This window comes from Bordetella genomosp. 7 (genome assembly GCF_002261265.1).
Taxonomy (GTDB): domain Bacteria; phylum Pseudomonadota; class Gammaproteobacteria; order Burkholderiales; family Burkholderiaceae_B; genus Bordetella_A.
Window position 1 is genome coordinate 138,267 of the sequence record NZ_NEVK01000001.1, and the last position, 22,611, is coordinate 160,877.

Here is a 22,611-nt window from a genome sequence, read left to right on the forward strand (position 1 = left end):
ATGGCAAACGAAGTCAAGCAGCCGCTGGCCGGCCTGAAGGTCCTGGACCTTTCTCAGATCATGGCCGGCCCATACTGCACCATGGTGCTGGCCGACCTGGGCGCCGAAGTCATCAAGGTGGAAAAGCCCGGAAGCGGCGATGATTCGCGCGAGATGGGGCCCTATGTCAATGGGGAATCCACCTGCTTTGCCCAGATCAACCGCAACAAGATGGGCATTTCGCTGAACCTGAAGCATCCGGATGCCCGCAACATCGTATATGACATGGTGCGCTGGGCGGATGTGGTGGTGGAAAATTATCGCGTCGGCGTCACCCGCTCGCTGGGGCTGGATTACGACACGCTCAGCGCCATCAACCCCCGCCTGGTGTACTGCTCGATTTCCGGTTACGGGCAGACCGGTCCGTACGCCGGCAAGGGCGGGTTCGACCTGGTGGCGCAGGGCATGACCGGCATCATGAGCATGACCGGCGAGGCCGGGGGAAGGCCGTTGAAGTCCGGCATCGCCATCTACGACATTGGCGCCGGACTGACGGCCTGCTATGCCATCCTGGCGGCCTGCCTGCATCAGCGCCAGACCGGCGAAGGGCAGCACATCGATATTTCGCTGGCCGAATGCGGGCTGCCCTGGTTCATCTGGGAAGCCGCGGCGTACTTCGCCGAAGGCACGGTGCCGCAGGCGACCGGCAGCCGGCACCGTGTGTCGGCGCCTTACCAGGCGTTCCAGACCGGAGACGGCTACATCATTATCGGCGCGGCGAACCAGCGCACCTGGGAAAAGCTCTGTGCCGATGTGCTGGGGCGTCCGGAATGGATCACCGACCCCCGCTTCGCCACGAATTCTGACCGCATGGCCAATATCGAAGTGCTGGAATCGTTGCTCGAGGCGGAGTTCGCCAAGGCCGATGCCGCTACGTGGATACAGCGTTGCGAAACGGCAGGGGTGCCGTGCGGCCCCATCAACGATTTCGGCCAGGCGGTCAACGACCCGCATTACGCGGCGCGCGGCATGATCCAGGAACTGGATCACCCCAGGCTGGGGCGCATGAAGACGATCGGCATACCCACCCATTTCTCGCATACGCCGGGGCTGGTGCGCACGGCGGCGCCGCTGCACGGCCAGCACACCGACGAGGTGCTGGAGCGTTTCGGGGTGGACGCGGCGCGCCGTGCGCAGTTGCGCGAAGCAGGAGCCATCCAGTAGTAAAGCAGGCAGTTCGACCGGCGGCGTACGAACACGCAGCCGGCCAGGCAGCAAGCCCGAGCGTCGTCAGCAAGGGCCGACAACAAGAGCAACAAGGGGCCGGGCAGTCCAAGCCGGCATATTCGAAGAATCGCAATGCGCATACGGCGCAGAAGGAACGAATATGAAGCACAGCATCAATCGCAGCCGCCGCCAGTTCGTGTCGTCCAGCGTGGCCCTGGGGGCCGCCTCGGTGTTTCCGTGGGCCGTCCGGGCCCAGTCGCCAGGCGAACCGTTTCGAATCGGAGCGCTGAACTCCATCACGGGCGTGGGCGGGCCTTATGGCGGCGCCATGTTGCAGGCCATCCGCATCGCGGTCGACGAAGTCAATGCCGCCGGTGGCGCGGCGGGCCGGCAGCTGGCCCTGTACGCCGAGGACGACCAGACCAAGCCCGACGCCGCCGTGCTGGCGGTCAAGAAGCTCATCGACATCAACCGGGTGCAGGCGGTGGTCGGCGTGTGGCCGTCGGCGGTGGGGCTGGCCATCATGCCCATCACCAACAATGCCGGCGTCATCATGATGAACACCTGCGGCGCGCCCGAGATGCAGACGGAAAACAAGCGCGGCCTGGCCTGGATGTTCCAGGCGTCCAACGCCGTATTCGGCAAGGCGTTTGCCGAGATCGCGCGGCAGCGCGGATTCCAGCGGCCGGCGGTGATGGCGTTCAATAACTCGACCTTCGTCGGCCTGGCCAATTACTTCCGGCAAACCTGGGAAGCGGGCGGCGGCAAGGTCAGCGAACTGGTTATCTACGAGCCCAACCAGACCACTTACCGCACGGAACTGAACCGCGTGCTGGCCACCAAGCCCGACGTCATCGCCCTGGGCTCGTACCGCCCGGACGCGACGATCCTGCTGCGCGAATGGTTCCAGTCCGGCCAGGACTGCAAATTCATCATGCCCGGATGGACCGCCAATGAAGACTTGGTCAAGGCGCTGGGCAAGGAAGCAACCGAAGGCATTATCTCGGTCTCGAACGTGGCGGCCCACGACCACGAAGCCTACAAGAGCTTTGCGGCGCGCTTTCGCGACAAGATGAAGCGCGATCCCGACGTTTTCGCCGCGCAGAGCTATGACATGGTGATAACCCTGGCCCTGGCGCTTGAAGCGGCCGGCGCCCAGGCCACCACGATGGACATCAACGCGCATATCAAGCCCGTGACGTCCGGGGGCCAGAAGGTGTCGTCGTTCCAACAGGGGCGCGAAGTCCTGAAGTCCGGCGGCGACGTCGACTACGAGGGGGCGTCGTCGAGCCTGAACTTCGGCCAGCACGGCGAAACGGTTCCGGACTTCGGTGTGTTCGAAATCACCGACGGCAAGCTCGTCCTGAAAGAGACAGTGCCGGGTTCGCTAGCCTGAGGCACGGAGCAGAACATGGACTGGATTGCAATCCTGAACGCGGCGATCAACGGCATCGTGCTCGGCACGCTGCTGGCACTGCCGGTGCTGGCGATTACGATGGTATTCGGCATCGCGCGCTTTCCCAACGCGGCCACGGGCGACTACATGACGCTGGGCGCCTACACCGCCATCGCGATGCAGACTTTCGTAAGCAGTTCGCTGGTGCTTGGCGTGCTGGCCGCCTGCGCAGTAACGGCCCTGGTTTCGGTGGGCTTTTACCTGTGGGTGTTCCGGGCGCTGGCGCATCGCTCCAACATCGCGCGGCTGGTCGCGTCGCTGGGGGTGGCGTTCGTGGTGCGCAATACCATCACGTTCTTTGCCGGCCAGGATCAGTACAACCTGGACGTGCCTCTGGTGCGGGCCTGGAACTTCAACGGGGTCAGGATCCTGCCCACCGATGTGTACATCCTGGCCACCGCGACGGTCGCGCTGATCCTGGTGTTCGTGCTCTTGCACGCTACCCCCATGGGACGCCGCATGCGAGCGGTGGCCGATAACGCCGACCTGGCGGCCGCGAGCGGCATACGATCGCGGCGGGTGATGCTGTGCCTGTGGACGCTGTGCGGCGTGTTCTCCGGTCTGGGCGGCGTGCTGCTCGGCATCAAGGCGGTGGTGATTCCCGAACTGGGTTTCGAACTGCTCATGCCGATGTTCGCGGCCGTGATCCTGGGCGGTATCGGCCATCCGGTGGGCGCGGTGGTGGGTACGCTGCTGTTCAGCGTGTCCCAGGAGATTGCCAGCCTGTACTTCGAACCGTCCTACAAGATCGTCATGGCGTTCGGGATTCTGCTGGTCGTGCTGCTGGTGCGTCCGCAGGGCATCTTTGGCCGGCCGATGGCAGCGAGGTAATCATGGAAGCCTATCTGATCGCCATCTCCATTGGCATTCTGATCTACATGCTCATGGCTGTGGGCCTGTCCCTGCACTATGGTTTTACGGGGTTGGTCAACTTCGGCCACGTGGGCTTTTTCGCAATCGGCTCGTATGCCTCCGCGCTGCTGTCGATGCAGGGGGTTCCCATCCCGCTGGCCATGTTGGGCGCAACGGTGCTGACCGCGCTTGCGGCCTATCCGATGGGCATTATTGCGCTGCGGCTGGGCAGCGATTACCTGGCCATCGTGACGCTGGGCTTTTCCGAGTCGGTGCGCATGATGCTGCAAACCGAAGAATGGCTGACGCGGGGCATGCACGGCCTGCCGGGAATTCCGCGCATGTTCGCGGGGTGGGTACCGGCCGACCAGATCGACTTCTGGATCATGATCAGCCTGCTGGCGGTCAATGCAGCAGTGTTCTGGCTCGTGACGCGCGTCATCCGCAGCCCCTTTGGCCGGGTAATCGAGGCCATCCGGGACAACGAGGTGGCGGTGCGTGCGCTCGGCAAGGATCCGGCGCGGTTCAAGACGCGATCGCTGATGCTGGGCGCGGCCCTGGCAGGCCTGGCGGGCGCCTTCCAGGCCCATTACCTGACGTTTCTCAGCCCCGACCAGTTCGTGCCGCTTATCACCTTCTACATCTGGATCGCGGTGTTCGTCGGCGGCGTCAACCGGCTGTCGGGGGTGGCGCTGGGTACGGTGATCCTGATCGGGTTCCTGGAAGGTTCGCGTTTCGTGCGCGAGTTCCTGGGCGGCATTTCCGAAGTGCAGATGGCCAGCGTGCGTATCTGGGTGATCGGCATGGCGCTGATTCTTATCGTTCTTTACCGCCCGCAAGGCGTACTGGGCAAGCCGACGGGAGGCAAGCAATCGTGAAGATGCTCGAAGTCTGTAACGTCAGTGCCAGTTTTGGAGGCTTCAAGGCGCTGGACGATGTCAGCCTGCACCTGAATCGCGGGGAGCTGCTGGGTTTGATCGGCACCAACGGCGCGGGCAAAAGCACCCTGTTTTCGGCGATAACCGGTTATGTGCCGCTGCAGTCGGGCGCCATCCGCTTCGATGGCCAGGACATCACCGACCTGGCTGTGCACCGGCGTGTGCGCCGCGGGCTGGCCCGGACCTTCCAGGTGCCGCGCGAGTTTTCTCAGCTGTCGGTGCTGCACAACATGATGGCGGCCGCGCCCGACCTGAGCGGGGAAAAGCTGCTTGCGCTGTTCTTCTCGCCGCGCCAGGTTGCACGCGAAGAACAGCGCGCCGCCGAGCGCGCGCACGAGCTGCTGCAGTTCCTGAATCTTGCCCGTGTGGCGGATGAGCCGGCCGGCATGCTTTCCGGCGGCCAGAAAAAGCTGCTGGAGCTGGGGCGGCTATTGATGCTGGAGCCGCGCTGCATCATGCTGGACGAACCGTTCGCCGGCGTGAACCCGGTGCTTATCGGCGAGCTTTCCGAGCGCATCACGGCATTGAATCAACGAGGGATGACGGTGCTGATCATCGAACACAACCTGGAAGAACTGGCCCGCATCGTGCCCCGCATGTATGTCATGGATCGCGGCCAGGTCATCGCCGAAGGCGGGCCGCGCGAAGTGCTTGCGCAGGAAGCCGTGCGCGAAGCCTACATGGGAGGCGTGATATGAGCGGGCCGGGCATTTCCCATGACACCGGCGGCGGCGCCTTGCTGTCCTTGCAGAACGTGGCCGGCGGCTACGGAGACGTGGATATCGTCTGCGGCATCGACATGCAGGTGGCAGCGCAGGAAATCGTGACGATCGCCGGTACGAACGGGGCAGGCAAGTCCACGCTGATCAAGGCAGTGATGGGCTTGCTTCCTCGCCTGTCCGGCACGCTGGAGTTCAACGGTGTAGACCTGCGCAGCCTTGATGTCGAAGACCGGGTGCGGGTGGGCATTTCGTATGTGCCGCAAGTCAAGAACGTGTTCGGCGACCTTACCGTTCTGGAAAACCTGCAGGTCGTGGAGTATGTGCGGCAACCCCGGGCGCGCATCGCCGAAATGCTGGATATGTTTCCCGCGCTGGCGGCGCGACGGCGCACTTACGCGTGCAATCTGTCCGGCGGCGAGCGGCAGCAACTTGCGTTCGCGCGAGCGCTCATGCCGGATCCCCGGCTGATACTGCTGGACGAGCCGTCGGCCGCGCTGTCTCCCGCCCTGACCGACCAGGTGTTCCGCGAAGTGCAGCGCCTGCCCAGCCTGGGCGTGGCCGTGCTGATGGTCGAGCAGCGGGCTCGCCAGGCGCTGCAGTTCAGCGACCGCGGGTACATCCTGGACGCCGGGCGCATCGTGCTTACCGACACGGGCGCCAACCTGCTGGCCAATGAAGATATGGCCGATCTTTATATCGGCCGGGGCCACTCCACCGAACAGACCGGAGATCAACTATGAATACCGCGGACTTGCGCGCGCGCCGACCGGCGCCGTCGTCTATTGCTCGCCTTACCATGGCCGAGGGCTTGCGGGCGCTGGATGCCGGCACCCTGACGTGCGAGGCCTGGGCGCAGGCCTGCCTGGAACGCATCGCCTTGCGCAACCCTGACGTTCGCGCCTGGGTGCATGTGGCCGGGGAACAATCGCTGGCCCGCGCCCGCGCCCTGGACAAGAGCGGCCGCACCCGTTTTTTTGACGGCGTGCCGCTGGGAATCAAAGACACCATCGACACGGCCGACATGCCCACGGAGCTTGGCGACCCCGAGATCTTTCCGGGGCGCCAGCCTGGCGCCGACGCGCCGGTGGTGGCCCGCGCCCGTGCGCTGGGCTACAACATACTGGGCAAGAATACCGTGTCGCGCCACGCCATCATGCTGGCCGGACCCTGCCGCAACCCCCATGACCTGAGCCGCAGCCCGGCTGCGTCATCGGCCGGGTCCGGGGCCGCGGTGGCCGATTTCATGACGCCGATCTCGGTCGGCACCCAGACGGCCGGGTCCATTCTGCGGCCGGCATCGTTTTGCGGAGCAGTGGGATTCAAGCCGACGCTGGATCTCATCCCGTATGTCGGCATCCGTACGTATTCGCGGCCGCTGGACGTGATCGGGCCGTTGTGCCGCTCCGTGGAAGACGCGCAGCTATTCATGAAGGGCTTCGTAGGAGACCCGCGCTACACCGCCCAGGCGCCCGACGCCATGCCGCGGCTGGGCGTCTGGAAACCGCGCGACTGGCCGCAGGCGGATGCGCGTACGCAGGCAATCTTTGAAGAGAACCTGGCGTCGCTGGCCCTGGCCGGCGCACGCCTGGTGCCTTTGTCGATGCCCGGTTCGTACGAAGAGATCGGCGACATCCAGGACGTCATCATGGCGTACGACCTGGCGCGGGAATACGACGATCTGCGCCGTCACCACGCCGACCGATGCGATCCCGAACTGCTTGCCTACCTGGAGCTGGGCCGTTCATACAGCGATGAGGACTACGCCCGGGCGCTGGACGCGGCCGACCGCTGCCGCCGCCAGTTCTACGATATTGCCCGCGACCTGGACGCGCTGGTCATGCCGGCTACGCTCGGCGAGGCAACCGAGATTTCCAGCACGGGCAGCTCAGTGTTCATCCGCGCATGGTCGCTGCTGCACAACCCGTCTATCTCGCTGCCGGTGGCGCGCGGGGACCACGGCCTGCCGATCGCCATCCAGCTGGTGGGCTTTCGCAATGAAGACCCCGCGCTGCTGGCATGGGCCCGCAAGGTGGAGCAGGTGCTGGGCAATCGCGCGCACGATACCTGAACCGCGCGTGCCGCGCCGTTCGCGGCACGCGGCATGCGGCCGCCTTGCCGGCCCTTCGAATTTCGCCAACCGCCCTTGACCAAATCGCGCTTGCCGGTCGCCAGGGCATTCCTATACTGCTTTGCAGGGACGTGGCCGCCCGGTGGTTCGTGCGGCGGCCCCAGGCCGCGCCGCGCCGCGTCGGGCCACAACGATAAGAACACATCGGAGGACGACATGCTGGTGAAGTCATTGGCCCGGGCTTGCCTGGGAATTGCGGTACTGTGGGGCAGCGCCGGCGCGGCGCTGGGCGCAGATTGGCCCGCGCAGCCCGTCAACCTGGTGGTGGGCTCGCCGCCGGGCGGCTCTACGGATTATCTGGCGCGCCTGTTGTCCGAGCCGCTGGGCGCCGAGCTGGGCCAGTCAGTGGTGGTGGTAAACAAACCGGGCGGCTCAGGCAATGTCGGCAATGGTTTCGTGGCGAATGCCCGTCCGGACGGCTATACGCTGCTGTTCGGCTATAACGGCTATCTGGTCTCGAATCCGCACTTGTTCAAGGATATCGACCTTGACCCCAACAAGCGCTTTACGCCGGTGGCGTTCGTGGCCAGTTCGCCGCAATTGCTGGTGGTGAGTGGCAAGGCGCCGTTTCAGGACCTGCCGGGCCTGATCGCGTACGCAAAGGCCAATCCCGGAAAAATCAACTACGCCTCGTCGGGGCAGGGCTCGATTCCCCATGTGGGCGCGGTGATGCTCGAGCAGATCGCCGGCATTTCCATGGTGCACATTCCGTTCAAGGGCGCGGGCGATGCCATGCAGGCGCTGGCGGCAGGAACGGTCGATTTCTACATTACCAGCCCGGCCGGCGCCATGGGCCAGGTGAAGGCGGGCCTTGCCCGGCCTGTTGCGGTGTCGGGCGGCAAGCGGCTCGATGCGTTGCCGGACGTGCCCGCCACCGATGAACTGGGGCTCAAGGGCTACAACGTGGGCTCGTGGTTCGCCATCTATGGGCCCGAGAAGCTCGACCCCAAGATCGTTGCCCGCCTGAACAGCGCGTTCAACCGCGTGCTGGACACCGAAAAAATCCGCCAGGGCGTGCTCAGCGCGGGCATGTACGTGGACACCATGTCGCCCGACGAACTGGCTCGCTACACGAGCGAAGAGTTCGATCACTGGGGCGCTGTCATCAAGCAGGCCGGCATCAAGCTGGACTGACCACCGGGGAAGGAGCAATGGCAAAAGTATGTATTGTTGGGTGCGGGGCAATGGGCTCTGTCTACGCAGGCCTTATGGCGTCGGCCGGGCACGAGGTGCACGCGGTGACCCCGTGGAAAGAGCACGTGGATGCCATCAACGCGAACGGCCTGCGTGTGTCGGGTTATAGCGGCGAGCGGCGGGTGCGCCTGGCCAGTGCGTCTGTCGATACAGCGGGAATCGGCCCCTGCGACCTGGTCATCATCGCCACCAAGGCGTTCGACGTCGAAGCGGCCGCACAGGCCGCAGCCCCGCTGTTGAAGCCCGATACGGTGGTGCAGACCATCCAGAACGGCGTGGGCTCGCCGGAGCGGGTGGCGCGGTTTATCGATCCGGGCCAGTTGGCCGTGGGAGTAGTGGGCGGCTATGGCGCGTCCTTGCCCGAATGGGGCCATGTGCACCATAACGGCCTGGCCGTGACCTGGTTCGGCGCTTATGCGGGGCTGCCGCGCACCGCGCTTGAAGCGTCGGCCGAGGTATGGCGTTCGTCGGGCTTTGATGTGGCGTTGCACGACGATGTTTCGAGCATGGTCTGGAAGAAGGTCATCATGAACGTCGCGTATTCGGGCACCGCGGGGCTGACCGAGTTGACCATAGGCCAGATCATCGAGCACCCCGAGGCGTGGCGTATTGCGTCCGGCTGCGCTCAGGAGGCGGTGGATGTGTCGCGCAGCCTGGGCGTGGAGCTGGGGCTGCCGGACCCCATTGCCCACGTGCGCGCGCTGGGCGGCAAGATCCCCGGCGCGCGGCCGTCGATGCTGCTGGACCTGCAGGCGGGCCGCCGCTGCGAGGTGGATGCGATCAACGGCGCCATTGTCAGGCTGGGCAAAGAGCAGGGCGTGCCGACGCCGGTCAATGATGTGGTGGTGGCGCTGATCCGCGCCAAGGAGTCGGAGCGCCTGCGGCCTTAGCCGCGCCGTGTGTCGCGTGCAAAGCTCAGCCGCGTCTTCAGGCTCTGGAAAACCTGCCGTATCACCGGGTTGACCACGTGGCTGCGCACATATAACCGGTACACCAGGTCGGGCAGGGCCGGCATGCCGTCGCCGGCGCCCAGCACGCGCAGGCCCGGGTCCAGCTGTTCTACGCCGCGCGCGGTCACGCCCAGCCCCGCGCGCAAGGCGGAGCGTATGCCTACCAGGCTGGTAGAGGTGTGCCGCGGCGTCCACGCGATGCCGGCGGCGTCCAGCGCTTCGCACGCGATGCGCCGGAAGATGCTGGGGCCGTCGGCCATTACCAGCGGGACGGGCTTGGCGGGGTCGTGCGCATAGTTGGCGCCGCACAGCCACACCGTGGGGCTGGACCGAAGCACGAAGCCTTCGTACGAGGGGTCTTCGCGGTTGGATATCACCATGTCCATTTCCCCTTCTTTCAGCGATTCCATGAGAAACGGGCTGCGCCCGACGTGCAGGTCGAACTGCACGCCGGGAAAGCCGAGGGTGATTTCCTGAAGCACGGGCGGAAGCATGGTGTCGGCCGTGTCATGCGGCGCGCCGATGCGGATGAGGCCCTGCATGGATTGTTGCTGCAGGCTGCGCAGCGCTTCGTCGTGGATGGCGAGCATGTGCCGCGCGTAACCCAGCAGGCGATGCCCGTGATCGGTCAGCCGTTTCTGCCGACCCTGCTTTTCAAACAACGGGTGGCCGGCCCGGTCTTCCAGGCGCTGGATCTGCTGGGTGATGGCGGCTTGGGTGCGCCCAAGTTGCACGGCCGCCGCGGCAAAACTGCCCTTGCTGACGATGGTGGAAAAGGTGCGCAGCAGGTCGATGTCTAGGGTGTCCATACTTAAATTATATTTATATATTTATTCCTCGCGTTGGATTGTTGCCAGTCGGCCATAAGGCTAAAGTGAGCCCAACGATTAAGAGGAGCTTGTCTTGACTACCATCTCTGAGCAACGCCAGGCGGCTGTGAGCGCAGCCATTTCAGCCATGAAGGCGGCGATCGGGCCAGGCCCCGCCACGCGTGCAAGTCTGGACGCCGTCTTGCAGCAGCTGTTGGGCCTGGCGGCGCAGCGCCAGTTCTGGCAGCAGGCCGAGTTTGCCGCGCCAGAGCCTGGCGAATACCAGAATCGTTACCTGATCGCCGAAGACCCGGACCAGAGCTATGCGCTGTATTTGAACGTGATGCGTCCGGGCAAGCGTATCGTGCCGCACAACCACACCACCTGGGCCTGTATCGCAGCGGTCGAGGGCTCGGAGCACAATCGCGTGTATGAACGCACCGACGATGGCTCGGTGCCTGGCGTGGGCAAGCTGCGCGAGACCGCCGTGGTCGTGGTCGAGCCGGGGCGCGGCATCGCGCTCATGCCCGAGGACATTCATTCTGTAGAGATCCAGGGCGACCAGGTGATTCGCCACCTGCATATGTACGGCCGGGCGCTCGAGACACTGACCGAGCGCATGAGCTATGACCTGGCTGCAGGCACCTGCAAGAAGATGGACATAGGCGTGCAGACGCGCCGCTAGCCAACCCGCAGCATTTATTCCGGCCCGGAAAGGTGTGCGCCCGCGAGGCGCACGGGGCTTCGTTTTGCCTGTTTTTTTTGAGTATTCCATGCCCAACTTCATATCCGCCGCCACGTTGAAGGCCATGCTGCATGATGGCCAGGAGATCGCCCTGCTGGACGTGCGCGAGCATGGCCAGTATGGCGAAGCCCACTTGTTCTATGCGGCTTCGCTGCCCTACAGCCGGCTGGAGCTGGACATCCACCGCCTGGTTCCGCGCAAGCAGGTGCGGATCGTGGTCTATGACGGCGGTGACGAGGCCAGCCGCGACGTGGCCGGACGCGCGGCGCTGCGTCTGCAGGCGCTGGGCTATGCCCAGGTAATGATCCTGGAAGGCGGTGCGCGAGCCTGGCGGGACGCAGGGTACAAGCTGTTTGCCGGCGTCAACCTGCCGTCCAAGACCTTTGGCGAGCTGGTCGAGCACGCGTATCACACACCGCGCATCTCTGCGCAGGAACTTGCCCGCAAACAGGCGGCCGGAGAACCACTGGCGATCTTCGACGGGCGGCCGGTGAACGAGTTCCACAAGATGAATATCCCGGGCGCGACGTGCTGTCCCAATGGCGAACTGGCCTATCGCATCAAGAGCCTGGTGCCGGACGACTCGACCCCCATCGTGATCAATTGCGCGGGCCGCACGCGTTCGATCATCGGCGCCCAGACGCTGATCAACCTGGGCATTCCCAATCCCGTGTTTGCGCTGGAAAACGGCACGCAGGGCTGGTTTCTGGCGGACCTTGCGCTGGAGCACGGGGGCACCGACCGCTACGGCGACAACACCGGAAGCCCGGCGCTGCTGCCGCAGGCCCGGGCGTTGGCAGAACGCTTCAATGTGCCGTATGTGACGGCGCAGACAGTACGCGCCTGGGCGCAGGACGCCGGGCGCACGCTGTTTCTGTGCGATGTGCGCACGTCCGCGGAGTTTCATGCAAAGTCGCTGCCGGGCGCACAGCATACGCCGGGCGGGCAGCTTATCCAGGCCTGCGACCAGTATGTGGGGGTGCGCGGCGCGCGGCTTGTGCTGTTCGACAGCGACGGTGTGCGCGCACCGGTGGTGGCCAGCTGGCTGCGCCAGATGGGCCACGATGCCAGCGTGCTCGAGGACGGCCTGTCCAGCGGCCTGGCCTTGCAGGCCGAACCTGCTGCAACGCCGCCCCGGCTGGAACGGATCTCGGCCGCGCAACTGGCCAGCCGCATGCAGGCGGGCGATGTGGCCGTCGTGGATGTGCGCGCCGGCATGCAATACCGCGCAGGACATATACCCGGTTCCCGGTGGTCGATACGGCCCCGGCTGGCGAGCGACCTTCGCCACGAGACCCGCCAGGCGGTCCTGGTGGCCGACGACGCGCGGATCGCGCAATGGGCGGCCATCGAGCTGGTTCGCGCGCCGCTGCTGCTTGAAGGCGGGCTGGACGCCTGGCAGGCCGTCGGCTACGCCGTAGAACCCAGCCCGGACTGCCCGTCGGACGAGGATTGCATCGATTACCTGTTCTTCGTGCACGACCGGCACGACGGCAACAAGGAAGCGGCGCGCCAATATCTTGCATGGGAGACCGGCCTGGTCGCCGAGCTCGACGAGCAGGAGCGCGGCAACTTTTACCTGCCCGCATCCGCATAGCCATATGCGGGGAGGAGCCGCGTTCGCGCGGAAACCATAAGAAGCTCAAAGTAAACAGGAGAGTCACCATGTCTGGAGCAAGGTTTGCAAAACTGATGATGCTGGGGGCGGCGACGGCAGTTGCTGCATTCGCGACGTTGTCGCACGCGCAGTCTGTCGAGCGCCTGCCCGCGCGCGACGGCTATCCGGGCGAGCCCATCCGGTTCGTGTCGCCGTTTCCGCCCGGAGGCGGCAACGACGCCACGACGCGCTGGGTGACTTCGCGCCTGATGGACGTGACGGGGCAACCCGCTGTCGTGGAAAACCGCGGAGGAGCAGGGGGCAACATCGGCGCCAAGGCGGCAGCCTCGGCCAAGCCGGACGGCTATACCGTGCTGACGGGCCAGGTGTCGCTGATGGCGGTGAACCCCGCGATCTACAGCGACGCAGGGTTCGACCCGCTGAAGAACTTCACGCCGATCACGCAGATCAATGCTGCCCCCCTGGCCATCGTGGTGCCGGCCGCGTCTTCCATCAAAGACTTCAATGACCTGGTGACGCAAGCCCGCGCGAATCCCGGCCGCCTGACCTACGCCACCCCCGGCAATGGCACACTGTCGCATCTGGTGGGCGTGGTGCTGGCGAAGGAGCACGACATTCCGCTGACGCACGTGCCGTACCGCGGGGCCGGGCCGGCCATCAACGACCTGCTGGGCAACCAGGTCAATGCGCTGGTTACGTCGACGTCGTCCGTGGCGGGCCTGATCCAGAACGGGCAGTTGCGCGCGGTGGCAGTCACGAGCCCGCGCCGCATCGGCGTCTTTACCCAGGTGCCCACGCTGGAAGAGCTCGGCCTGAAAGGCGCGCGATTTGAAGACTGGTATGGCTTTTTCGTGCCCGCCGGTACCCCGCAGGACCGTGTAGCCTATCTGCACGAGGCCATTGTGCGCACGTTGCGCTCGCCTGACGTCACGCGCTTGATCGTCGAGGGCGGCAGCGAGGTGGTCGCCAGCACGCCGGAAGATTTCGCCCGGCAACTGCGCGACGATATCCAGCGTTGGGCGCACGTTGTCAAACTGGCCGGCGCGAAGGTGGATTGAGCCGGTGGCCGGTGGCCGGTGCGCATGCGCACCGGCGCCCGCCCACGCCGGGCCATTACCGAAGCAGGGTGAATTGAACATGTCGCGGACACAGGGCATAAAAACTCGACTGGCAAGCGTTGGCAAGACGCCGGCGTACGACGGCGGGACGGCAGTCAACCCGCCCGTTGTGCGGGCCAGCACGGTGGTGTTCCGGAATGCCGCGCACCAGCGGCAGGCGCGCGAACAGCGCGGCCAGGATCGGCTCTTTACGTATGGCGCGCGCGGCACGCCCACCACGTTCGCCCTGGAAGACGCGGTATGCGAGCTGGAAGGCGCCTATCGCGCGCGCCTGTTCCCAACGGGCCTGACGGCCATTGCCATGACGCTGGTCAGCTACCTGCGGCCCGGCGACCATGTGCTGATTTCCGACAGTGCCTACCAGCCTGTGCGTCAGCTGGCGCGCCAGTTCCTGGAGCCCTACGGGATCGAATATTCGTTCTTTGCCGCCGACGGCAGCGATGCCGAAGACGGGATGCGCCCCAACACCCGGATGCTTTATGCCGAGTGCCCGGGCTCGCTGGTCTACGAGATGTGCGACCTGCCCGCGCTGGCCGCCATGGCCCACGCCCGGGGCGCATGGGTGGCCGCCGACAATACCTGGGGCTCGGGGTGCCAGTACCGGCCGCTGGCCCTGGGCGCCGACATTTCCGTCATGGCCGCCACCAAGTACCTGTCGGGCCATTCCGACGTCATGATGGGCACGGTTGCCACCACGGAAGCGGCGTGGAAGCCTTTGGCGCAGCGCTGCGACGCGTTCGGCATCACGGTAAGCCCGGACGACGCGTGGCTGGTGTTGCGCGGCGTGCGTTCATTGATTCCGCGCCTGGCCATGCATGAACGGCACGCGCTGCAAGTGGCGCAATGGCTGGCGTCGCAACCCGGCGTGGCCACGGTGTTCTGCCCGGCCCTGCCATCGCACCCCGGCCACGACCTGTGGCAGCGCGATTGCCAAGGCACCAATGGGCTGGTGTCTATCGAGCTTGCCCGAACCACATCCCAGGCGAACGTCGACCGGTTCATCGACAGCCTGCAGCTGTTTGGCATAGGCGCGTCGTGGGGCGGGCACGAAAGCCTGGTGACGCAGGCTCATATGAGCGAGACGCGCAGCGTCACAGACTGGAGCAAGCGCGGGCCGGTGGTGCGCCTGCACATCGGGCTGGAAGACCCGCAGGATCTTATTGACGACCTGGCGCAGGCGTTGCAGGCGGCGGCGCCGTAGCGTGTTTGCCGCCATGCGCGCGCTACAGCCGCAGCCAGCCGCGGCGGCTGAGGCAATGCAGCGCGACGCCGGCCACGAAGCCCAGCGCCACGTTCCAGATACATAGCGCCGCACAGGCAAGCGCGACGATGCGGTCGCCGCGCTGCGCGGGAAGCGTGCTGCTGCCCGCGGCAAGCTGCATGCCGGTGATGAACAGCACGACCCCCAGCACGGCCGGTGGAAACAGCTGGAAGAGGGCATGCACCGATCCGCTGAAGAACAGCGCCAGCGCCAGCAGGATGCAGCCCAGGATGACGACCGAGCCCCCGGTGCGCGCGCCGAATGCGCGGTGCCCCGCCATGCCGCCGGCGCCATGGCACATCGGAACGCCGCCGATCGCGCCGCTGAACAGGTTCATCAGGCCGGTGGAGACGGCCACCTTGCCCTCGGTGACGCGACGCTGCGGAAAGTACTTGTTGTTTTCTTCGGTGATGGCGATGACGGCATTGCCCAGCGTAAGCGGCACCTGGGGCAGCGCCAGCAGCACCAGGCCCACGAACACTTCGTTCCATGTGACGTCGGCCAGCGCGAACGACGGCGCGCTGAATCCGATGGAGGCCGCGCCCAGCCGCGACAGCAGCTCGGGCTGCTGGACGGCGCCCACTGCCGCTCCGAAGGCCAGCAGCACGAACATGGCCGGCACGGCCCGGTTGCCCATCAGCGCCAGGGTGCCGGCCATGCCCACGATGGCGACCAGCCAGTCGGTGTGCATCATCCTGGCGCCTTGCAGCATGAAGCCGAAGCCCAGGCCCAGCACAATGCCGAGCACGATGGACGGCGGCACCAGCCTGGCCACGCGCCCCATCAGCCCGCTGATTCCGATGCCGAACCAGATGATGCCGGTGGCGATCGCGGCGCTATATACGGCAGCCGGAGTCACCACGGCCGTCTGCACGGCCTGGATGGAGGCTACCGCGCCGATGGCCTTCATGGGCTGAACGGGGAAGGGCGTCCTGTAATACAGCCCGCAGGCGATCATGGACACGCCAAAGGCGAACAGCACGCCGAACGGATCCATCCCCAGCACGCCGATATAGGCGGCCACGAAGGGGATGAGCGTACCCAGGTCGCCGAACGCGCCGGCCCATTCCATCCGGTCGTAGCGGTTGGCTGGGCTGCCGGTGGCGGGGGCGTCAGGATGAGTGGAGGGCATGCTGGCCGGGATAGCGGTTTGCAGTCGTCTGCATGAACGCGAGTGTACCCATCGCACGCCAGTGCAGCGAGGTTCGCGAAACAGCAGGCATCGTTCTACGCCGCCGCGGCCCGCATCCTGGGATGCCGCTGGAAGTAGACCGCTGCAGGGGTGGCCAGCAAGATGACCGTGACGCAGAAGGCGCACACGGCGATGTCCATGCCCCAATGGTCTGCGATCCAGCCGATGCCCATGGTGGGCGCCATGGCGCCGATGTAGCCGACGACCAGGTACGTCGACAGCAGGCCGGAGCGCGTGGTGGGGGTGGCCAGGCGGGTGAGCATGCTCATGCCGGCCAGCATGCACATGCCATGTCCGATGGCGGTGAACAGCACGCCCAGGCCGAACAGGATGGCCGAGCTGGTCCACAGGTTGGCGATCAGCAGCATGTTGCTGAGCGCCAGCATGACCAGGCCCCCAGCCCCGCACCATTGCGTGGGCATGCGGCCAACCGACATCTGCACCGCCGCCGACGCGAACAGAATGAGCGCGATGGCGGTGCCGCTGACCACGGGCCCGTGCCAGGGCACCAGTTGGTCCAGGAAGAGCGGCGCCATGGACGCATACATCCCGAATACGCCGAACGCCAGGAAGGGCAGGGTACATGTCAGCACGAAGGCCCGCGCGTCGGTGCGGGCGGGCCAGGTGAGCGTGGGAAGAATGTCGCGCAGGCCGGGCTTCTTGGCGTGATGCGGGCTTTCATCGCGCGGCAGGGGCACCCGCCACAAGGCGAACAGGCCCAACGCGCCCAGGAACAGTGTGGGAACGTAGGTGGTGACCAGCGGCGATGGCGCCCATTGCCCGAAGACGCCGCCCACCAGCGGCCCCAGGCCAAAGCCCAGCGCGAGCAGGAAGCCGGTCATCATGGCCGCGCGTTGCACGCTGCCGGACCGCGATAGCCGCGCCAGCCCCAGTGTGGAGCTGGTGGTGACCAGGCTGGATGCCACCCCGACGACGAAACGGCCGGCGCACAGGCTGGCCAGGTCCCACGCTGCAAGGCTGGCGAATGTGCCGACCACCACCAGGGCCAGGCCGCACTGCATCATGGGCCTGAACCCCAACCGGTCGGGCAGCCGCCCCAGAAACAGCAGGCTGCACAGCGCGCCGCCCATGTAGACCACATACAGCACTGATATATCGCTGGTTTGCAGCTGCCACGTGTCTTTGTACAGGGCGTACAGCGGGCTGATGAGCGCGGTGCCCATCACACCCACGATCATCGCGAAACTCACCCATGCGTAGGGTGAACCTTTTAGTTTCATTGCGGGTTCAGCCTGGGAAGCAGGTTGCCGGGTCGGGATGCGCTGCGCCCGCTGTCAGGCCGGGGCGTTGAGCTCATGGAAACGACGCGAAATTTTTTCGAGGGCGATGAGGGTGACTTCACGTTCGTGCGGGGTCAGGTCGGCCAGGATGGTGCGTTCGATTTCCTGGCTTTTGGCCAGGATGGCGGCCGCGACCTGCCTTCCGGCGGGCGTCAGGCCGATGCGCTTGGTGCGGCGGTCGTCGGGGTCGCTGGACCAGTCGACCAGGCGGGCCTTGCGCAGGTAATTGAGCACGCGCACCAATGATGAGGTGTCCAGGAACAGGGCGTTGGCCAGGTCTTTCTGGCGCAACGGTTCTCCCTGTACGTAAAGCACTAGCAGCGGCATGCGGGTGGCATCGGACAGGCCCTGGTCTTTGAAGCTGAGGTCAACCTGGCGGCGCCACTGCCGGAATACGCCGCCCAGCAAGGGGCCGAAGCGCGTGCGAACCTGCCGCGGGTCGGGCGCGGCGGGGGGCAAGGTAGTTTGCATACAAAGTATTCTACTGCAGGGCGGCATCTTGGGACATGACGGCATGGCCTGTGAGGGTGTCTGACACCAAAGGTGTCAGACACCGTCTGGCAAGCAGCAGGCAGCGGCGTGATGGCACGGCCGTGGAGGGTGTCTGACACCAAAGGTGTCAGACACCGACTGGCAAGCAGAAGGCAGCAGCGTGATGGCACGGCCGTGGGGGGTGTCTGACACCAGAGGTGTCAGACACCGACTGGCAAGCAGAAGGCAGCAGCGTGATGGCACGGCCGTGGGGGGTGTCTGACACCAAAGGTGTCAGACACCGACCGGCAAGCAGAATGCAGCAGCGTGATGGCACGGCCGTGGGGGTGTCTGACACCAAAGGTGTCAGACACCGTCTGGCAAGCAGCAGGCAGCAGCGTGATGGCACGGCCGTGGGGGTGTCTGACACCAAAGGTGTCAGACACCGTCTGGTAAGCAGCAGGCAGCGGCGTGATGGCACGGCCGTGGGGGGTGTCTGACACCAAAGGTGTCAGACACCGACTGGCAAGCAGCGGGCAGCAGCGTGATGGCACGGCCGTGGGGGAGTGTCTGACACCAAAGGTGTCAGACACCGACCGGCAAGCAGCAGGCAGCGGCGTGATGGCACGGCCGTGGGGGGTGTCTGACACCAAAGGTGTCAGATACCGTCTGGCAAGCAGCGGGCAGCGGCGTGATGGCACGGCCGTGGGGGGTGTCTGACACCAAAGGTGTCAGACACCGACCGGCAAGCAGCGGGCAGCGGCGTGATGGCACGGCCGTGGGGGTGTCTGACACCAGAGGTGTCAGACACCGACCGGCAAGCAAGACACGCCACTGTGTCAGACACCGCCTGGCAAGCAGGCATGCGATGTGCTGCGGGACGCGCGGCGCGCAGGGGCGGGTTTGCCGCGGGGGAGGTCCCGGTCTAAGCTTTGGGCAGGCTATCGACAGGCGGCGTTTGCCCGGGTCCTGGTTCTGGCGCGCCGCAAGGAGAACAGCATGCGGAATTGCGTGGATCTATCGGGGAAGGTGGCGATCGTAACGGGCGCCAACTCGGGCATAGGCAAGGGCGTGGCCCTGGAGCTGGCGGCAGCCGGGGCCCGGGTGGTGGTGAACCACCGCCCCAATGAAGATTCGGCGCGGCGCGCCGCCGAGGTAGTCCAGGCCATTACGCAGGCGGGCGGCGCGGCGGTGGCGGGGCCGGCCGATATCAGCCGGGAAGACGATGTCGAACGGCTGTTCGGCATTGCCCAGGAACGCTTCCAGGGGCTGGACATCCTGGTGAACAACGCCGGCATCGAGCAGCCCGCCCCGGTGCAGGATATGACCCTGGACCAGTGGCAACGGGTCATCGATGTAAATCTGACCGGCCAGTTCCTTTGCTCGCGCGCGGCGGTGCGGTCGTTCCTGAAACAGCACCCCTCGCCGCCCGCCGACACCGCAGCCGGCGCGATCGTTTTCATCAGTTCGGTGCACGAAGTCATTCCCTGGGCGTTCCAGGCCAACTACGCGGCCTCGAAAGGTGGCGTGTCGCTGCTGATGCAGTCGCTGGCGCAGGAGCTTGCGCCGATGAAGATACGTGTGAATTCGGTGGCGCCGGGGGCGATACGCACGCCTATCAATGCGCCCGCCTGGAACACGCCGGAAAGCCTGGTCCAACTGTTGAAGCTGATTCCCTACGGCCGCATCGGCGAGCCGGTTGATGTGGCGCGCGCCGTGGCCTGGCTGGCCAGCGACAGCGCCGACTACGTCACCGGCCACACCCTGTTCGTGGATGGCGGCATGACGCTGTACCCCGGTTTTCGTGGAGCGGGCTGAGCGATGTCCAAGCCAATCGAGGATTACGGATTGATCGGCAATATGCTGTCGGCCGCGCTGGTGGCGCGCGACGGCTCGATCGACTGGCTGTGCCTGCCGCACTTTGACTCGCCGGCCTGCTTTGCCGCGTTGCTGGGCGACGAAAGCCACGGCCGCTGGCTGCTGGCGCCGGCGCAGCCGTGCGCACCGGCGCGGCGCCGCTATCTGCCCGATACGGCCGTGCTCGAGACCCTGCACGAAACCGACACCGGCGCAGTGCGGGTATATGACTTCATGCCGCTCAGCGATGAGGACGAACGCGTGGACGTGGTGCGCATTGTGCGCGGCGAACGGGGCCACGTGGACATGCATACCGAGCTGACGCTGCGCTTTAACTATGGGCAGGCGGTGCCTTGGGTGCGGCGGCGCGATTATGGGCTGAGCGCGATCGCGGGGCCCGATGCAGTAGAACTGCATACCTCGGTGCCGATGGAGGGCCATGACATGAAGAGCGTGGCCAGTTTCCGCGTGCACCAGGGCCAGACCGTGCCGTTTACCCTGTCGTACCACCGTTCGCACAAGACGCCGCATTTCGTGCCCGACCGCTTGGAAAGCATGGACCGGACCATTGCCTGGTGGCAGGAATGGGCCAAGCGGTGCCATTGGGAAAACGGATCGGGCGAGCGGCGCGATGCGGTGGTGCGGTCGCTGATCACGCTGAAGCTGCTGATCTTCCAGCCCACGGGCGGCATCGTGGCGGCGCCCACGACCTCGCTGCCGGAAGAGCTGGGCGGCAGCCGGAACTGGGATTACCGCCATTGCTGGCTGCGCGACTCGGCCTTGACGCTGTACGCGCTGTTGAATGCCGGCTATCGGGAAGAGGCCGAAGCCTGGCGGCAATGGCTGTTGCGCGCGGCGGCGGGGCATCCCAACCAGATACAGATCATGTACGGCATTGCCGGCGAACGATGGCTGCCCGAGAACGAGATACCGTGGCTGCCGGGCTACGAGGGCAGCGCGCCGGTGCGAATCGGCAACGGCGCGGCGGGCCAGATGCAGCTGGACGTCTATGGCGAGCTGATCGAGACCCTGCACGCGGGCCGGGTCGCCGACCTGGCTCCGTTGGCCGAGGCATGGCGGATGCAGAAAGTGCTGCTCAAGCCGCTGGAGCAGCTATGGGACCAGCCCGACCACGGCATCTGGGAAGTGCGCGGGCCGCGCCGCGCGTTTACGCATTCGCGGCTGATGTGCTGGGTGGCGCTGGACCGCAGCATCAAGTCGTGCGAGCGCTTCGGGCTGGAAGGGCCGGTAGAACGATGGCGCGAGCTGTGCGAACGCATACGCCAGGACATCTGCACGCATGGCTACGATGCGCGCATGAATTCGTTTGTGCAGTATTACGGCGGCACGGCGCTCGACGCCAGCCTGCTGCTGATTCCCCAGGTGGGGTTCCTGCCGGCCAGCGACCGCCGCGTGCAAGGCACCATTGCGGCCATCGAGCGCAAGCTGATGCGTGATGGCCTGCTGTTGCGCTACAGCACCGAAGAAAGCGATGATGGCCTGCCAGGCGAAGAGGGCGCGTTCCTGGCCTGCAGCTTCTGGCTGGCCGACGCGTACATCATGCAAGGACGCCTGGACGACGCCGAACGTCTGTTCGAGCACCTGCTGGCGCTGCGCAACGACCTGGGCCTGCTGGCCGAAGAATACGATGTGGCGCGGCGGCGGCTGGTGGGCAATTTCCCGCAGGGGTTCTCGCACATCGGCCTGGTGAACACGGCCTATAACCTGGGCAAGGCCGGCGGCACGGCGCGCCAACGATCCACGAGCGACGCGCCGCGCGACTGACCGCGGGTGCTGTTTATTGCGGCTGGATACGGGCGGCCGTCACGATGTCGAGCCACTTTTTGCCTTCGGCCTCGGTAAAACGCGCGAAGGCCTGCGGATCGGAGCCCACGGGCTTGGCGCCCAGGCCCGCATACTGGGCCTTCAGCCCGGGTTGCTGCAACGCCCGTGCAGCGTGCTGCGACAGTTTGGCCACGACCTCGGGCGGCGTGCCCGCAGGGGCCCACAGTCCATACCAGGTGCTGATGTCAAATCCCGGAAAGCCCGATTCGTCCATGGTGGGTACATCGGCCAGTTCGTCGACGCGCCGCGGCGTGGTGACGGCAACAGCGCGCAGTTTGCCGGACTTGATGAACGGCATGGCCGACGGCATGGAGTCGAACATAAGCTGGATCTGGCCGCCTACCAGGTCGGTGAGCGCGGGCGCGCTGCCCTTGTACGGTACGTGCTGCATAGTCAGGCCGCTGCGCACTTTGAAAGACTCGCCCGCCAGTTGCTGAGCCGACGCCGTGCCCGCCGAGCCGAAGTTCAGCGGCTGCGTCTGCCCCAGTTTGACTAGATCCTGCACGCTGCGCACGCTGGAGCTTGCCGGCACCACCAGCACAAGGGGTACGTCGGCCAGCTGCGTGATGGGGGCGAAGTCTTTGAATGCGTCATAGCGCATCGACTTGTACAAATAGGGATTGATAACGTGCAGCGACGCGTTGGCCAGGAAGGTATAGCCGTCGGGCTTGGCGCGCGCCACCAGGTCGGCGCCTATCATGCCGCTGGCGCCGGGTTTATTCTCGACTACGACACTCTGGCCGATGGTCTTGGACATTTCCGCGGCCACCAGGCGCGACACCGTGTCGGTGGGCCCGCCCGGCGGATACGGCACGACCATGGTGATGGGGCGGTCAGGGAAGTGGTCTGCGGCGGATGCGGCAAGGGGAACAACGGTAAAACCGGACATGGCCAGCACGGCCGCGGCGCGGCGCAGGGGATGCGGCAAGGCAAGCATGGGGATGTCTC

20 protein-coding genes are annotated in these 22,611 nt (G+C 65.8%); 15 read left to right on the forward strand and 5 right to left on the reverse strand.

Annotated features, from left to right (window positions below; genetic code table 11):
• The 9 genes from CAL19_RS00655 (at window position 1) to CAL19_RS00695 (ending at window position 9,386) form a co-directional block, all read left to right on the forward strand.
• Window positions 1–1,203 (forward strand): CaiB/BaiF CoA transferase family protein, encoded by a 1,203-nt coding sequence (locus CAL19_RS00655; protein ID WP_026639590.1) that lies wholly within the window; start codon window positions 1–3, stop codon window positions 1,201–1,203.
• 163 nt (window positions 1,204–1,366) lie between these two features.
• A complete protein-coding gene (locus tag CAL19_RS00660) occupies window positions 1,367–2,602 on the forward strand; it encodes an ABC transporter substrate-binding protein (RefSeq protein ID WP_026639589.1) in 1,236 nt (411 codons plus the stop codon).
• Between the two features lie 15 nt (window positions 2,603–2,617).
• Window positions 2,618–3,493, forward strand: coding sequence for a branched-chain amino acid ABC transporter permease (locus tag CAL19_RS00665; RefSeq protein ID WP_026639588.1), 876 nt, complete (start codon window positions 2,618–2,620; stop codon window positions 3,491–3,493).
• 2 nt (window positions 3,494–3,495) lie between these two features.
• Complete coding sequence (locus CAL19_RS00670) at window positions 3,496–4,392, forward strand: branched-chain amino acid ABC transporter permease (RefSeq protein WP_026639587.1); 897 nt, start codon at window positions 3,496–3,498, stop codon at window positions 4,390–4,392.
• 2 nt (window positions 4,393–4,394) lie between these two features.
• Complete coding sequence (locus CAL19_RS00675) at window positions 4,395–5,150, forward strand: ABC transporter ATP-binding protein (RefSeq protein WP_038852321.1); 756 nt, start codon at window positions 4,395–4,397, stop codon at window positions 5,148–5,150.
• On the forward strand, window positions 5,147–5,914 hold the full coding sequence (locus CAL19_RS00680) for an ABC transporter ATP-binding protein (RefSeq protein WP_051423755.1): 768 nt from the start codon (window positions 5,147–5,149) through the stop codon (window positions 5,912–5,914). Before CAL19_RS00675 ends, CAL19_RS00680 begins: the two co-directional genes overlap by 4 nt.
• A complete protein-coding gene (locus tag CAL19_RS00685) occupies window positions 5,911–7,242 on the forward strand; it encodes an amidase (RefSeq protein ID WP_051423754.1) in 1,332 nt (443 codons plus the stop codon). Before CAL19_RS00680 ends, CAL19_RS00685 begins: the two co-directional genes overlap by 4 nt.
• A 216-nt stretch (window positions 7,243–7,458) precedes the next feature.
• Window positions 7,459–8,436, forward strand: a complete 978-nt coding sequence (locus tag CAL19_RS00690) for a Bug family tripartite tricarboxylate transporter substrate binding protein (protein WP_026639584.1) — start codon at window positions 7,459–7,461, stop codon at window positions 8,434–8,436.
• Between the two features lie 17 nt (window positions 8,437–8,453).
• Window positions 8,454–9,386: a ketopantoate reductase family protein gene (locus CAL19_RS00695; RefSeq protein ID WP_051423752.1), complete on the forward strand. Its 933-nt coding sequence runs from the start codon at window positions 8,454–8,456 to the stop codon at window positions 9,384–9,386.
• Here the strand turns inward: CAL19_RS00695 and CAL19_RS00700 are convergent.
• Window positions 9,383–10,255, reverse strand: a complete 873-nt coding sequence (locus CAL19_RS00700) for a LysR substrate-binding domain-containing protein (RefSeq protein WP_026639582.1) — start codon at window positions 10,253–10,255, stop codon at window positions 9,383–9,385. The genes CAL19_RS00695 and CAL19_RS00700 overlap by 4 nt on opposite strands.
• Before the next feature lie 94 nt (window positions 10,256–10,349).
• On the opposite strand from CAL19_RS00700, the gene CAL19_RS00705 reads away from it, so the two are divergent.
• The 4 genes from CAL19_RS00705 (at window position 10,350) to metC (ending at window position 14,937) form a co-directional block, all read left to right on the forward strand.
• Complete coding sequence (locus CAL19_RS00705; RefSeq protein ID WP_026639581.1) at window positions 10,350–10,940, forward strand: cysteine dioxygenase family protein; 591 nt, start codon at window positions 10,350–10,352, stop codon at window positions 10,938–10,940.
• Window positions 10,941–11,028: 88 nt separating this feature from the next.
• Window positions 11,029–12,597, forward strand: coding sequence for a rhodanese-like domain-containing protein (locus tag CAL19_RS00710; protein WP_026639580.1), 1,569 nt, complete (start codon window positions 11,029–11,031; stop codon window positions 12,595–12,597).
• Window positions 12,598–12,665: 68 nt separating this feature from the next.
• The gene (locus CAL19_RS00715; RefSeq protein WP_094795759.1) at window positions 12,666–13,676 is read left to right on the forward strand and encodes a Bug family tripartite tricarboxylate transporter substrate binding protein; all 1,011 of its coding nucleotides are present in this window, start codon (window positions 12,666–12,668) and stop codon (window positions 13,674–13,676) included.
• Between the two features lie 79 nt (window positions 13,677–13,755).
• The gene (gene metC, locus CAL19_RS00720; RefSeq protein ID WP_094795760.1) at window positions 13,756–14,937 is read left to right on the forward strand and encodes a cystathionine beta-lyase; all 1,182 of its coding nucleotides are present in this window, start codon (window positions 13,756–13,758) and stop codon (window positions 14,935–14,937) included.
• 22 nt (window positions 14,938–14,959) lie between these two features.
• Here metC and CAL19_RS00725 read toward each other — a convergent pair whose 3' ends face one another.
• From CAL19_RS00725 to CAL19_RS00735, 3 genes are all read right to left on the reverse strand, one after another.
• Window positions 14,960–16,129, reverse strand: a complete 1,170-nt coding sequence (locus tag CAL19_RS00725; protein WP_094795761.1) for a putative sulfate/molybdate transporter — start codon at window positions 16,127–16,129, stop codon at window positions 14,960–14,962.
• Window positions 16,130–16,224: 95 nt separating this feature from the next.
• A complete protein-coding gene (locus tag CAL19_RS00730) occupies window positions 16,225–17,430 on the reverse strand; it encodes an MFS transporter (RefSeq protein ID WP_094795762.1) in 1,206 nt (401 codons plus the stop codon).
• A gap of 54 nt (window positions 17,431–17,484) precedes the next feature.
• On the reverse strand, window positions 17,485–17,961 hold the full coding sequence (locus tag CAL19_RS00735; protein ID WP_094795763.1) for a MarR family winged helix-turn-helix transcriptional regulator: 477 nt from the start codon (window positions 17,959–17,961) through the stop codon (window positions 17,485–17,487).
• A 999-nt stretch (window positions 17,962–18,960) separates the two neighbouring features.
• Here CAL19_RS00735 and CAL19_RS00740 point away from each other — a divergent pair.
• Window positions 18,961–19,779 (forward strand): glucose 1-dehydrogenase, encoded by an 819-nt coding sequence (locus CAL19_RS00740; RefSeq protein ID WP_026640853.1) that lies wholly within the window; start codon window positions 18,961–18,963, stop codon window positions 19,777–19,779.
• 3 nt (window positions 19,780–19,782) lie between these two features.
• Window positions 19,783–21,603, forward strand: coding sequence for a glycoside hydrolase family 15 protein (locus CAL19_RS00745; RefSeq protein ID WP_026640852.1), 1,821 nt, complete (start codon window positions 19,783–19,785; stop codon window positions 21,601–21,603).
• 13 nt (window positions 21,604–21,616) lie between these two features.
• Here the strand turns inward: CAL19_RS00745 and CAL19_RS00750 are convergent, their stop codons facing one another.
• On the reverse strand, window positions 21,617–22,600 hold the full coding sequence (locus CAL19_RS00750; RefSeq protein ID WP_094795764.1) for a Bug family tripartite tricarboxylate transporter substrate binding protein: 984 nt from the start codon (window positions 22,598–22,600) through the stop codon (window positions 21,617–21,619).
• Between the last annotated feature and the right edge of the window lie 11 nt (window positions 22,601–22,611).